At 61.5% G+C, this 14,036-nt stretch carries 10 protein-coding genes; 8 read left to right on the top strand and 2 right to left on the bottom strand.

The features are described 5' to 3' along the window. Nucleotides 1–49: 49 nt before the first annotated feature. Nucleotides 50–1,537, top strand: a complete 1,488-nt coding sequence (gene zwf / locus KEM63_RS16645) for a glucose-6-phosphate dehydrogenase (RefSeq protein ID WP_223653663.1) — start codon at nucleotides 50–52, stop codon at nucleotides 1,535–1,537. A gap of 1 nt (nucleotide 1,538) precedes the next feature. On the opposite strand, the gene KEM63_RS16640 is transcribed toward zwf, so the two are convergent. Then, nucleotides 1,539–4,388, bottom strand: a complete 2,850-nt coding sequence (locus KEM63_RS16640) for a putative bifunctional diguanylate cyclase/phosphodiesterase (protein ID WP_223653661.1) — start codon at nucleotides 4,386–4,388, stop codon at nucleotides 1,539–1,541. Between the two features lie 215 nt (nucleotides 4,389–4,603). Here KEM63_RS16640 and uvrD point away from each other — a divergent pair, with 215 nt between their 5' ends. The 5 genes from uvrD to KEM63_RS16615 all read left to right on the top strand — a co-directional run bounded on the left by uvrD (nucleotide 4,604) and on the right by KEM63_RS16615 (nucleotide 11,360). Continuing rightward, nucleotides 4,604–6,775, top strand: a complete 2,172-nt coding sequence (gene uvrD, locus KEM63_RS16635; RefSeq protein WP_223653659.1) for a DNA helicase II — start codon at nucleotides 4,604–4,606, stop codon at nucleotides 6,773–6,775. Between the two features lie 89 nt (nucleotides 6,776–6,864). Further along, a complete protein-coding gene (locus KEM63_RS16630; protein ID WP_223653658.1) occupies nucleotides 6,865–7,977 on the top strand; it encodes a TRAP transporter substrate-binding protein in 1,113 nt (370 codons plus the stop codon). A 443-nt stretch (nucleotides 7,978–8,420) separates the two neighbouring features. Beyond that, nucleotides 8,421–9,953 carry an ice-binding family protein gene (locus KEM63_RS16625; protein WP_223653656.1) on the top strand — a complete coding sequence of 511 codons (1,533 nt, stop codon included), beginning with the start codon at nucleotides 8,421–8,423 and terminating at the stop codon, nucleotides 9,951–9,953. Between the two features lie 386 nt (nucleotides 9,954–10,339). Next, the gene (locus tag KEM63_RS16620) at nucleotides 10,340–10,891 is read left to right on the top strand and encodes a hypothetical protein (RefSeq protein WP_223653654.1); all 552 of its coding nucleotides are present in this window, start codon (nucleotides 10,340–10,342) and stop codon (nucleotides 10,889–10,891) included. A gap of 205 nt (nucleotides 10,892–11,096) precedes the next feature. Further along, the gene (locus tag KEM63_RS16615; protein WP_223653652.1) at nucleotides 11,097–11,360 is read left to right on the top strand and encodes a GNAT family N-acetyltransferase; all 264 of its coding nucleotides are present in this window, start codon (nucleotides 11,097–11,099) and stop codon (nucleotides 11,358–11,360) included. Between the two features lie 78 nt (nucleotides 11,361–11,438). Here KEM63_RS16615 and KEM63_RS16610 read toward each other — a convergent pair whose 3' ends face one another. Further along, on the bottom strand, nucleotides 11,439–11,825 hold the full coding sequence (locus KEM63_RS16610; protein WP_223653650.1) for a GFA family protein: 387 nt from the start codon (nucleotides 11,823–11,825) through the stop codon (nucleotides 11,439–11,441). A 166-nt stretch (nucleotides 11,826–11,991) separates the two neighbouring features. On the opposite strand from KEM63_RS16610, the gene KEM63_RS16605 reads away from it, so the two are divergent. Beyond that, nucleotides 11,992–12,582, top strand: a complete 591-nt coding sequence (locus KEM63_RS16605) for a sugar O-acetyltransferase (protein WP_223653649.1) — start codon at nucleotides 11,992–11,994, stop codon at nucleotides 12,580–12,582. A 90-nt stretch (nucleotides 12,583–12,672) separates the two neighbouring features. Beyond that, complete coding sequence (locus KEM63_RS16600; RefSeq protein ID WP_223653647.1) at nucleotides 12,673–13,119, top strand: MaoC/PaaZ C-terminal domain-containing protein; 447 nt, start codon at nucleotides 12,673–12,675, stop codon at nucleotides 13,117–13,119. Nucleotides 13,120–14,036 lie beyond the last annotated feature (917 nt).

The following is a 14,036-nucleotide window of genomic DNA, read 5'->3' as shown; positions in this document are numbered from 1 at the left end:
TGTAGTTATACTACAAAACCCGCCTCACTGCCCTTGATGGAGGTCCTGCGTGTCCATCAACAGTCAACTCGAATGCGATATCGTCGTCTTCGGCGGCACCGGTGACCTGGCCATGCGCAAGTTGCTGCCGGCTTTGTATTACCTTCACCGCGAACGCCATTTGCATCCCGGAACCCGCATCGTCGCACTGGCCCGTGCCGAACATGATGTCGCCAGCTACGCGCGTCTGATGCGACGTCATGTCAGCCAACACGTGGCCAAGGCTGATTTCGATGCCACGATCTGGGACGCTTTCGCCGAGCGCTTCAGCTATCTGAGCATCGATGCTGGTCAACGCGTCGCGTTTCCCCGCCTGGCCAAGGCGCTGGGGGCGGAGCCGGGACGGGTACGGGTCTTCTATCTCGCCACCACGCCCAACCTGTTCGCGGTCATCGCGCGGCATCTCGATTCGGTCGGCCTGGCCAATTCCGATGCTCGTATCGTGCTGGAGAAGCCGCTGGGTGAAAGCCTGAGTACGGCCAACGGCATCAACGACGAGATCGGGAAGGTATTCGACGAGTCGCGGGTGTTTCGCATCGACCACTACCTGGGCAAGGAGGCGGTGCAGAACCTGCTCGCGCTACGTTTCGGCAATGCCCTGTTCGAGCCGCTGTGGCGCAATGCGCATGTCGACCATGTGCAGATCAGTGTGCTGGAACCGGTTGGCGTGGAGAACCGCGGGGACTATTACGACCAGGCCGGCGCCATGCGCGACATGGTGCAGAACCACCTTTTGCAGCTGCTCTGTCTGGTTGCGATGGAAGCCCCGGTGCACTTCGAACCCGAGGCGGTCCGTAACGAAAAGCTCAAGGTCCTCGAGGCGCTGCGTCCGATCACCGGCATGGATGTGCAGGACCGCACCGTGCGCGGTCAGTATTCCGAAGGTAGCCGCGCCGGTGAAGCGCTACCGGCCTACTATTTCGAGAAGAGTGTCGATCACGACAGCAATACCGAGACCTTCGTCGCCCTGCGAGCGGAGGTCGACAGCTGGCGCTGGGCGGGCGTGCCGTTTTACCTGCGTACCGGCAAGGCCACGTCGCAGCGCAAGTCCGAAATTATCGTGCAGTTCAAGTCGGTGCCCCACCGGTTGTTTCCGGAAAGCGATGATCAGCTTGCAGGCAACCGCCTGGTCATCCGGCTGCAGCCTGACGAAAGCATCAGCCTGTCGCTGATGGCCAAGTCGCCGGGGCGCGGCATGTTGTTGCAGGAGGTGGATCTGGACCTGCAATTCGACAAGGCATTCAAGCGGCGTCGCTGGGAGGCATACGAACGCCTGCTGCTGGACGTTATCCAGGGCGATGCGACGCTGTTCATGCGCCGCGACGAGATTGAGGCGGCCTGGCAGTGGGTCGATCCGATCATCGCCGGCTGGAACGACTACTACCGAACGCCGAAACGCTACGCTGCCGGCAGTCGGGGGCCGGACGCCGCAGACAGTCTGCTCGAGCGCAGCGGCCACGCCTGGTTCGACGGTCGGCCGACGAAAAGGCGACCGTGAGTCACAGGGTCGAGGTGGTCGCGTGTTCGCTTTCCAGTAACGCAGTGAAGTCGCCGGCGGGAAGCGGCTTGCTGATCAGATAGCCCTGAACTTCGTCGCAGCCGTTGTGCTTGAGGAAGGCGAGCTGCGCGTGATTCTCGACGCCTTCGGCCACCACGTTCAGGCCCAGACTATGCGACATGGCGATGATCGCCCGGACAATGGCTGCGTCGCGGCCTTCCTCGCTGACCCCTGACACGAATCCGCGATCGATCTTCAGCGTATGCAACGGGAAGCGCTTGAGGTAGGCGAGCGAGGAATAGCCGGTTCCGAAGTCATCCACTGACAGGCGGATGCCCATGTTCTGAAGCTCGGCGATGTTGCGCGTAACCTCATCGGAGTGCTCCAGCAACATGCTCTCGGTCAGCTCCAGCTCGAGCATGTCGGCGGGCAGATCGCACTCGTCAAGAATGCCCTGGACACGCTGGGCGAACTGGCTCTGGCGCAGCTGCTGAACCGATAGATTGACGGCCACCGCGACCGGTGCAGGACCTTGGTGATACCAGCGGCTTGCCTGCGCGCAGGCCTGTTGCAGCACGGTGTCGCCCAGGGCCAGGATCAGCCCGGTTTCCTCGGCCATTTCGATGAATTCACCGGGCATCACCAGGCCACGCTGCGGGTGCTTCCAGCGCACCAGCGCCTCGGCGCTGCGGATGCGGTCACTGGCCAGATGCAGCTTGGGCTGGTAATGCACCACCAGCTGATTCTCGTCCAGTGCCTTGCGCAGCTGGTTTTCCAGCTGCAGGCGTTCGATGCTGTAGGACTGCAGATCGCGGGTGAAGAACTGGAAGCTGTTACCGCCCAGATGCTTGGCGTGCTGCATCGCCTGATTGGCCTGGGTGATCATCAATAGGGCATCGCGCGCTGTCTGCGGGAACTGGCTGATGCCGATCGATGCGGTGATCACCAGTTCATGGCCGTCGATGGTAACCGGTCTCTTGAGGCCTGCGAGCAGTTGCTCGGCCAGGCGCGCCAGCTCTCCCTTCGCCGTGTGCTGCTCGACGATCACCACGAACTCGTCGGCCGATAACCGCGCCAGAATCTGCGCATCGGGCACCAGATCATTGAGGCGCTCGGCGACGGTGCGCAGCAACTGATCGGCCACATCATGTCCGAGCGTGTCGTTGATGTACTTGAAGCGGTCCAGGTCGATATGCATCAGCGCCAGATGCTCACCGGTCTTGCGCGCGCGTCCGGCGGTCTCGTTGAGCCGCTGGGTAAACAGGTTGCGGTTGGCCAGCTGCGTCAGCGGATCGTAATTGGTCAGGTACTTGACCTGTTCCTCGGTCTGTCGGCGGGTGGTCAGGTCGGCAAAGAAGCCGACGTAATGTGTCACCAGTCCCTGGTTGTCACGCACCACGGCCAGCTGCAGCCACTGCGGGTACAGCTCGCCGCTGCGCCGCTTGCCAAGCCGCTCGCCCTGCCAGTGGTCCTGCTCGGCCAGATACTGGCGCAGGCGATCGAAGTCCTCGCGGTCCTTTTCCATACCCATGTTGATGATTGCCCGCCTGAGTACGTCGCTTCGGGCGTAACCGGTAATCACACTGAACGCCTTGTTCACGGTGAGGATGTGCAACTGCGGATCGAGGATGAAGATGCCGTCGGAGGTTGCCTCGAAGACCGTTGCGGCCAGCTGCGCAGCCTCGGCCTGGTGGCGGCGGGCGGTGATGTCGCGGCGGGTGCCGATCATCCGTTTTACTCGCCCCGCGGCGTCGCGCTCGACTGCACGCCCGCTGTCTTCCACCCAGACCCAGCGCCCATCGGCGTGCCGCACACGGTATTCGATGCGGTAGGCAGAGGTCTGGTCCTTCAGATGCCGTACCAGGGTCTGACGCACCGGTTCGGCATCCTCCGGATGGATCAGCGGACGCAGATCCTGTTCCATGGTGCGTACCGCATCCGGTGACAGCCCGAAGATTTCCTGCACATGCGAGTGATACACGCGGTCGGAAGCCAGATCCCAGTCCCACAGGCCCAGCTCACTCGCCTCGAGCGCCAGGCTCAGCTGGGTCTGGCTTGAGCGGAGCGCCTGGCCGGCTTCTTCCAGCTCGGCGGTACGCTGATCGACACGCTGTTCAAGGATGTCGTGGCTTTCGCGCAGGCTCTGCTCGGCCTGGCGGCGCTGCTGAATCTCGCGCGCCAGCTGCTGGTTGAGACCCTCGGCCTGACGACGCGCTTCCTCCAGCCGGTTGACCAGAGCATTGCTGTGTTCGCTGGCAATCAGCGCGCGCAGCGATGAACGATTGATGAAGGCACCGGCGAGCAGAATGCAGCCGAACAGCGTGACACCCATCATGCCCCAGTACGGGCTGGTCGAGTCATCCTGACTGAGCAGGTAGAGCGTGGCAGGAGCGAAGGTGGGCACCACAAAGCTGGCGAAGGCCAGGAAGCGGTTGGCATAGATCACCGCCACGCAGATGCCCACGCCGCTAGCCAAACCGTAGACGGGTGCCTGCACGGCGAAATTGTCCAGCGGGACCATGAGGATCTGGCCGATGCCCAGGCTGAGGCCGGTCAGCGCATTGCCTAGATAGAACAGGGCGCGCCAGCGCAGGCGCAGACGATGTGTATCGCTGGCAGCGTGATAGCGCTTGACCAGCTGGCTGCGAAGGCCGGCAAGCACCAGCAGGGCAAGTAGCCAGCTGAACAGGATGGTGTGGCCGACCTGATTCCAGACGAGCACGGTCGTGACCACCGCAGCAAGCAGGATCAGCCATTGAGGCAAACGGGAATACTCATACAGCAGATCAAGCTGCCGTACGCGCAGGTCCTTCTGTTGCGTTGTCGGATATCCCTGTTGCGGAAACGCCATGGTGACGTGCTTCCTCTGAACGCTAAGCGTTTCTTGTTATCGTCGCTTCACCGCAAACAACCGACGCGTATGCAGTGCTCCCCTGTGGTTCACCTTACACGAGGGCTCGATGCCAGCACAGCCCCCGAACGCTGAAAAAACGCAGCCAGTGCGTCTGGAACAAGGCTCCGGCGGATTTCTTCCGGCCTTCGCGTGGTCGCTGGTAGAATGCGCCGATGGATATTTCACATCTGCTCAACTCGCTCAATGACGCCCAGCGGCAGGCCGTGACCGCCTCGGTCGGCCAGCAACTGGTGCTGGCTGGTGCCGGCTCCGGCAAGACCCGGGTACTCGTTCATCGCATCGCCTGGCTGATTCAGGTCGAGAATGCCTCGCCCTGGAGCGTGCTCTCGGTGACCTTCACCAACAAGGCCGCCTACGAGATGCGTCATCGCATCGAGCAGCTGCTGGGCATCTCCCCGCAGGGCATGTGGGTGGGCACCTTCCATGGCCTGGCCCATCGTCTGCTGCGGGCACACTGGCGCGAGGCCGGGCTGGCCGAGCAGTTCCAGATCCTCGACAGCGACGACCAGCTGCGCCTGGTCAAGCGGGTGATCCGCGAGTTGAACCTCGACGAGAACCAGTGGGCGCCGCGCCAGGCGCAGTGGTGGATCAACGGGCAGAAGGACGAAGGCCTGCGCCCGCAACACATTCAGCCGGCTGGCGATGTGTTCCTCGCCACCATGCAGCGCATTTACCAGGCCTACGAGCAGGCCTGTGATCGTGCCGGCGTGGTTGACTTCGCCGAGCTGCTGCTGCGTTCGCTCGAGCTCTGGCGCGACAACGTCAGTCTGCGCGAGCAGTATCAGGCGCGCTTCCGGCACATGCTGGTCGACGAGTTTCAGGACACCAACGCGGTGCAGTACGCCTGGCTACGGCTGATCGCCGGGAAAAACCCGAGCCTGATGGTGGTGGGTGATGACGACCAGTCGATCTATGGCTGGCGCGGCGCACGCATCGAGAACATTCAGCAGTTCCAGACCGACTACCCCAACGCCGAACTGATCCGCCTGGAGCAAAACTACCGCTCGACGGCCTGCATTCTGCGCGCGGCCAACTCGCTGATCGGCAACAATGCCGGGCGTATGGGCAAGGAGCTGTGGACCGACGGCTGCGAAGGTGACCCGATTGCGCTCTATGCCGGCTATAACGAGCAGGACGAGGCGCGTTTCATCGTCGAGCGCATCGAGCAGGGCATCGCCAGCGGTCTGGCACGTAGCGAGATCGCCATTCTCTACCGCTCCAACGCCCAGTCCCGGGTATTGGAAGAAGCGTTGCTGCGCGCAGCGATCCCGTACCGCATCTACGGCGGCCAACGCTTCTTCGAACGCGCCGAGATCAAGAACGCCATGGCCTATATGCGGCTGGTGGCCAACCGCGGCGATGACGGCGCGCTGGAGCGCATCATCAACTTGCCGACCCGCGGCATTGGTGACAAAACCGTCGAGCTGCTGCGTCAGCACGCCCGCGAACAGGACGTCTCGCTGTGGCAGTCAGCCTGCGATCTGATCGACCTCAAGCGCCTGACCGGCCGCGCCGGAAACGCCGTGCAATCCTTCCTGCAGCTGATCGAGGACATTGCCCTGCGCGTTGAAGGCCTGCCGCTGTACAGCATGACCCAGCAGGTCGTCGAGCACAGCGGGCTGCTGCGCTTTCACGAGAACGAGAAGGGCGACAAGGGTCAGGCCCGGGTCGAGAACCTGGAAGAACTGGTGTCCGCCGCGCGCGGTTTCGAGAACGAAGTCATCGACGAGGAGCAGGAGGGCGACACGTTGCTGGCGTTCCTCGCGCACGCCTCGCTCGAAGCAGGGGAAACTCAGGCCGACCGCCATGAAGACAGCGTGCAGCTGATGACATTGCACAGCGCCAAGGGTCTGGAATTCCCGCTGGTGTTCCTCGCCGGGGTGGAAGAGGGTCTGTTCCCGCACAAGATGAGCCTGGAAGAGCCGGGCCGTCTGGAAGAAGAGCGTCGCCTGGCCTACGTGGGCATCACCCGCGCCATGCAACAGCTGGTGATAACCTGGGCCGAAACCCGCCGCCTGTACGGCAGCGAAACGTTCAACAAGGTTTCGCGCTTCGTCCGCGAAATCCCGCCGGAGCTGATCAAGGAAGTGCGCCTGAGCAGCCAGGTGAGCCGCCCGTTCGGGCCGAAGAACAACATGTTCCAGCAGGAAGCCAGCGAAAGCACCGGTTTCGCGTTGGGCCAGCGCGTCATGCATTCGCTGTTCGGCGAAGGCGTGGTACTCAACTACGAAGGCCACGGCGCCCAGGCGCGGATTCAGGTGAACTTCGATGACGAAGGCAGCAAGTGGCTGATGGTGGCCTATGCCAAGCTGGAGCCGCTCTGAACGAGCGAACCGAATAGCACAAAACAACATGACGAATTCGGCGCTGCACCAGAAGGCAGTCCGCCGCTTGAAGCCCGGAGCTGCCTGACATGAAAAGACGCCAAATCCTCACCGCCGCCGGCCTTGGTCTGGGCGCTGCGGCACTCGCCGGATGCAAGGGCGACAACCAGAATCAGAACCAGGCGGCAGGAGCGTGTGAGCCCACCGAGCAGCAAACCTACAAATGGAAGATGGTGACTTCCTGGCCGAAGAACTTCCCCGGTCTGGGCACCACCGCGCAGCGCTTTGCCGATACCGTGAACGCGCTATCCGGCGGCCGCCTGAGCGTTCAGGTTTTCGCCGCCGGTGAGCTGGTCCCCGCGCTGGAAGTATTTGATGCCGTATCGAACGGCACCGCTGAACTGGGTCATAGCGCCGCCTATTACTGGAAGGGCAAGAGCCCGGCTGCGCCGTTCTTTACCGCCGTACCCTTCGGCATGAACGCGCAGGAGATGAATGCCTGGCTGTACGAGGGCGGTGGCATGGAGCTGTGGCAGCAGGCTTATGCCGATATGGGCGTGGTGCCGCTACCCTGCGGCAATACCGGCGTGCAGATGGCCGGCTGGTTCAACAAGGAAATTCACACCGTCGATGACCTCAAGGGTCTGAAAATTCGCATGCCCGGCTTCGGCGGCGAAGTGCTCGCCCGCGCTGGCGCCACTACAGTCAATCTGCCCGGCAGCGAGATCTTCACCGCGCTGGAAACCGGCGTGATCGACGCCACCGACTGGGTCAGCCCGTACAATGACCTCGCCTTCGGCTTGTATCAGGCGGCCAAATATTACTACTACCCCGGCTGGCAGGAACCCTGCGCCGTGCTCGAACTGAGCATCAACCAGGCCGCACTCGACGGGCTGCCGGCCGACTTGCAAGCCGTCGTCCGCCAGGCCGCACGTTCGACCAACCAGGCCATGCTCGACGAATACACCCGCCGCAACGCCGAAGCCCTGCAAACCCTGGTCACCGAACATCGCGTGCAGTTGCGTCAGCTACCCGAAGCGGTACTCGACCGCCTGCGTGAACTCTCTACCGAGGTGCTCGAAGAGACCGCCAACAGCGATCAGCTGACCCGGCAGGTCCGGGACTCGATGGAAGCCTTCCGCGAAAAGGTCGCTGCCTACCACGCCATCAGTGAACAGGCCATGTACGGTCTGCGCCGCTGACCACACCGCGCCTGACTGCACCCGTGCTGTACGCGCAGCGCTGGCGCCGCGCGGCCGCCGGCGGTGCCCGATCGCGGCGAGGACGCCGCTCCCACAGTGCCGCGGCGTCTTGCCGGTGCGCAAGGGGACGCAGACCAGGGTGTGTGGGAGCGTCGCCCCCGGCGCGACGCGATGCTCGCATCGTCCGGGCTTGGCGGACACATCCCCCTCCACCGGCGCTCGCAAATATAAGTCACCTATTCTCTCGGATAGCGCGTATAACGAACTGGCTAGTGAACACATCGCGCCAGACTCCCATCCCCGACGCCATCTCATAACCCCTGGACTCTACTGATAACAAATCAGGGATCTTGAGCGTCCGTTTTAGATTCGAGTTTCTCTCAGGTACCGGATGCCACCGCACATTGCGTGACGTGGTCGGCTTTCCAACATAGGTAACTCACATGAAAAAATTCCTTCCTGCCGCCAGATTGCTGGCCGCCAGCGCTATCGTCCTGTCCGGCTTATCGCTAGCCGGTTGTTTGGGCGGCAGTAGCAGCAACAGCGACAACAACACCGGCACCGGCGGCGACTCGCCCGTGACCGGCACGCCAGGTACACCAGGCACCGACAGCCCAACGGCGACGCCCTCCGACCCGATCGGCGACTCCGATCTGATCCAGGCGGTGCGCCCGATCAGTGACAGCATCACGGTTGATACCAACAAAAAACTTGCCGTCACTTTCAACCAGGATATGGACGGCCAGACCATCAACGGCACGTCCTTCCTGCTGCAAGGCGAGACAGGTCCTGCGGTGGTCGGCGGTGTCACATACGACCCGGCTACCCGCACTGCGATCTTCACGCCTGACAGCGGCCTGACGGACAACACGTTGTATACCGGCACGCTGACCACCGACGTAGCAGGCGCTTCGGGCGTCACGCTGGGGAACAGCCTCAGCTGGCAGTTCACCACCGGCGATACGGTCGATACCACCGCACCCACGGTTATCTTCGATCCGCTCGATGGCGATGCGCAGGTAGCCATCAACCGGAATCTCACCGCGACCTTCTCCGAAAGCATGGATCCCACCACCATTACCGCCAGCAACTTCACGCTGACGACTGGGGGTAATCCGGTGCCCGGCGAGGTCAGCTACCTGGGTAGTACGGCGATCTTCGATCCGACCGCTGACCTGTTGCCCGGTACGCTTTACATCGCGATGCTGACCACCGCAATTACAGATCTGGCCACCCCTGCCAATGCGCTGGCAGCTGGGCAAACCGCTGAGTTCACCACCGATAACAGTCTCGTACCGGCTGCCGGACCGGAACCGGTTGTGTTGGGCACCGCTGGCAACTTCGTGATTCTGTCGAAAACCGGTATCACCACCACCGGCACCACCGCTATTACCGGTGACATCGGCGTCAGCCCGATCGACGAAGCAGCCATCACCGGCTTCAGCCAGGCGCGTGATGCTACCGATACCTTCTCTACGTCCAGCCTTGTAACCGGCAAGATCTTCGCTGCCAACATGGCTGCCCCGACGCCAAGCTATCTGACCACGGCAATCAGCGACATGGAGCTGGCTTTCACCAACGCAGCGGGCCGCACCAACCCTGCAGCCACCGAACTGGGTGCAGGTGATATCAGCGGCGAAACTATGGCTCCCGGCTTGTACAAGTGGGGCACCAGCGTGCAGGCCACGTCGGACGTCACCTTTGACGGCGGCCCGAATGACGTCTGGATTATGCAAATCGAGCAGGACCTGTTGCTGGGTTCCGGCGTAGCCGTACAGCTGACTGGCGGCGCCAGGGCAGAAAATGTCTTCTGGCAGGTAGCCGGTCAGGTGACGCTGCGTACTGGCGCCACGCTGCAAGGTATCCTTCTGAGCAAGACGCAGATCGTTATGGAAACTGGCGCGACCCTGAACGGTCGCGCACTGGCCCAGACTCTGGTTACGCTCGATGCGGTAACCGCTACTCAGCCGGAATAGGTAGCAGCAAGAGCGAAGGACTCTCAGGTCTTCCGCTCTGAAAAACAAAGCCCTGGTCGCGAGACCGGGGCTTTTGTTTGTTCAGGTAACACGCGCATGGCGCCAGCCCCACCCCCTCCTGTAGGAGCGCCGCCCCCGGCGCGACGCGATGCCCCACATCGCCGAGTTTGAATATCGACCCGATCCGTCGCAATCGCCCCCTTGGCAAAACCACAAATCTCATAGCACTATCACCCCACTGCGAACGGCTTTATCGCACCCCAACCTCGGCAAGGATGCCCGATACGATTCCCTTCTGATCGATCGTCGCCCGCCCGGGCCGGTCTGCGTCTGACTGTACGCAGCAACACCACAATAAAAATCTGCCAAAACACGGAAGTCACGACATGAACGTCATCAAACTGTTGGCCATTCTCGCTGCAAGCACCTACCTGTTCGGTTGCGCCGCTGGCGCCAAGCAGGAAAACATCACCTACCGCTCCTATCAGCCTGCCACCTATGCCCAGGAACTGAGCAAGAACGTCAACGTCGAACCGGTCTCTGGCGGCCGCGAAACCAACCCGGCCTGGACTTCCGAAATCAGCAACAACGCCTTCTTCGGTGCGCTGCGCGACAGCCTCTCCGCCCAGAACCTGTACTCCGATAACGGCCGCTACAAACTCCAGGCCACCCTCGTCGGCGTCGACCAGCCCCTGTTCGGCATGGACATGACCGTCACTACCCGCATTCGCTACACCCTGGTCGACACCCAGACCAACCAGACCCTGCTGGAAGAAACGGTCGTCGCCCCGCACACCGCCACGGTCGGCGATGCCTTCGCCGGCGTTAAGCGTCTGCGGATGGCCAATGAAGGCTCGGCGAAGAAGAACATTCAGAATTTTCTGAATCGGTTGGCTCAGTTAAAGATCGCGCCGAAGCAGGTTTCGCTGGTCGAGTGATGCAGGAATGCCGGGCGGTGGAACATTGCTTCTGCCGCTCGGTCAGGCTGCGCTGGAAGGGCTCAGGGGGACAAGGGCTCAGAGGGGGACAGATTTATTTTCCTCCTCGCATCCCACCTCCCTTCGAAACGCCCCAAGAACGCCGGGGTCAAAGCGAGACGTAATCATCCAGTTAGCAGCCGGCCCAGCCGGCCATGGGAGCGTCATGAGTTTTGATATAGCGCACGACCCCGACCAATCCGAGTTCTACCTCGAAAGCGATGCCGGCAGGGCGTGCCTTGCTTATCGAAAGCTGGGGCAGGACACACTCGATCTGTATCACACCTCCGTGCCGGAAAGCCTGCAGGATCAGGGGATCGCCGCCGCCTTGACCGAACACGCCCTGGCGTACGCGAAGGAGAAAGGCTACACGGTGCAGCCGACCTGCCCTTATGTGCAGCACTACATGAGCGAGCACGGCCTGATCTAGGCTGCACAAAAAGCGGGACGGATTGATCGGCTTTGCCAGCGCCTGGAGCGTGTTTAGCCGGAGCGCCGACCTGAGCGCTCATGAATGATTGTCCGGTTCACGATCCCGCTCGTATCGCAGCTCAACCACAAATGCCGGTAACCACCGCTCCCGCCGCACCGTCCACAATTCATAACTCGGGGCGAAGCGATCCGTCTCATCCAGGCTGCCAAGGTTCACTTCTATCTCGTCGCCCGAGCGCGAGAAAACAGACGACCCGCACTGCGGACAGAAGTAGCGCCCTGCATAGCTGCCCGTCTCGCCATCCACCGTCACCGCTTGAGCGGGATAGATCGCTGACGCGTGAAACAGGGCGCCATGGTGCTTGCGACAATCCAGGCAATGGCACAGGCCGACCCGGTCAGGTTCACCCATTGCTTCAATACGCACCTTGCCGCATAGACAACCGCCCGTTACCGAGTCCATGTGAGTCTGCCTCGCTGGTGAATGGGTCCGCCTCATAGCGTAGTGCATGGGCAGCGCAGGCCGTGGGGCCACTGAAATGTCCAACCGCGAATCCTCCGTTTCGCTGACTTTCTTGAGCTCGTGGAGTCAGAACCTGCTGAGAAAGCATCGACGGAGAGAGGAACGTATGGCGAGGGAGCGTGAGAAAATGCTCAGCGGCGAACTGTACGACCCGCTGGCCCCGGAATTGGTGGCCGCACGAGAGCGTTCCAGCCGGTTGTGCCGCGCGCTGAATCTTACGCAGGGTGAACAGGACCCGGAGGGTCGGCGCCTGCTCGCCGAGTTGTTCGGCCATGGAGGTGACACGGTACGGATGCAGCCGCCGTTCTACTGTGATTACGGCAGCAACATCGAGCTGGGTGAAAGCGTATTCTTCAACTTCAATTGCGTGGTGCTCGACGTGGCGCGGGTGCGCATCGGTGATTACACGCTGCTCGGTCCGGGTGTGCATATCTATACGGCAACGCATCCGTTCGAGGCGAAGCTGCGCCGGCAGCAGGAGTTCGCCAGACCGGTGGCCATAGGCTCCGACGTCTGGATCGGCGGCGGAGCGATCATCTGCCCCGGCGTGACGATTGGTGCGAAAGCGGTGATCGGCGCGGGGAGCGTGGTCACCCGAGACATTCCTGCAGGTGTGCTGGCGGCAGGCAATCCATGCAGAGTGATACGATCGATCGAGCAGGACGACAACGGTGCTGGGTCATCTCAAGAAAGGTAGACGCCTTGAGCACCGGACAGCCCGATCGTTCGCGTCCACACCGTCGAACCTTCGCTTCGCTAGGGTAGCCGACAGTCACAGGGAGTGTGCATGAGATATTTTGAAGACATCGCCCCCGGCGAAGTTCACCAGCTCGGCCCGCGCGCGATCACGCTCGATGACTCACTGCGCTTCTGCGAAGAGTTTGACCGCCTGCCGTTTCACCTCGACAGCGACCAGGCACGCCAGTCGATCTACGGCGAGCTTATTGCCAGCGGCTTGCATACGCTCTCGCTCACCGCGTCCATCGTGGTCGATGGGTTCATGTCGCAGACGTCCATGACCGGCGCATCCGGTATGCGGAATGTGCGCTGGCATCGCCCGGTTACACTCCCCAATGAGCTGCAGGTAAACGTCACGGTCCTCGACAAAAGCCCGCCCAAGCCGGGGAAGCACTTCGGCGTGGTGACGTGCAGGTTGGAAACGACAGGGCAGGATGGTGTGTTGGTGATGTCGGCAACGGTTGATTATCTTGTTGGCAACGAACCGAGACGATAATGCGATCTGCGTCACGCTCAGGCAAAGATCCGCTCGAGGCTCTACCCGATTTCTGGCTGAATTGGCATTGCACATACTTCGCCGGCTAAAGGAGGCTCTGCGCTCCGCTTAGTACGTTCGATCACAGTTCGGGACATGATTAATGGTACTTAAGCACACGCTTTCTGAGATACGAAGCTTACGTGGCGCGTCGACCGGCATCCTTATAGGGTTTGTATCGATTATGTCGGCATGTTCGAGCAGCGGGCCTCGTTACGGGGGGCTGCCGTCACCGCCGCCGGGCGAGGCGATGATGATCATTTATCGCGGCGACTCTACCGCAGCGACATTGCGGAACATCGAATTTCGAATCGATTCCAAGTCGGTCGCCGTTTTGCCTAATAATTCTCACACTATTCTGGCGGTGAGTCCGGGTATATATGCAGTAGACGCTCAGCAAACTGCTTGGCTTGGCATGCAGGATATGAAACCAATCAGTACCTCGGTTGATTGCAGGGCCGAGAGCCGCTGTTTTGTCCGATATTCAATTACCAACGAAGGAAGCTACATTTCGCACCGAATCTCTACCGCTTCTCTCGAAGAGGCCAGTAAGGAATTGTCGCTTACCGGATTTGAGAAACCCTTGGCGGAGCAGAGGTAGCAGCTCGATTTTTGCGTGGCCTAGCTCGGCAAGATCCAGGGTAACAGTGAGGATGGGCTTGAGTCGTTCCAGTCGATCGCTGTGGTTTCAAGCAAGCCGGGCAAGAAGTGGCCGTCTAATAGGAGAGGTTAGTCAGTGAGCCATGGGCCGGCTGGCGTGCGTCCTTATGTCCATCTATAACTCCAATGAAGATGTGCGGTTGATAACACAGCGCTTCGTTTCGCGTACAGGGAACTCCAAGTTTGCCCGTGCCTGCTTTAGTTGGCAGCCGCGTGAC

Origin of the sequence: Halopseudomonas nanhaiensis, from assembly GCF_020025155.1 — a bacterium.
GTDB lineage: Bacteria > Pseudomonadota > Gammaproteobacteria > Pseudomonadales > Pseudomonadaceae > Halopseudomonas > Halopseudomonas nanhaiensis.
Note: the sequence above shows the minus strand (reverse complement) of the source record. Positions and strands in the feature narration are given on the sequence as shown.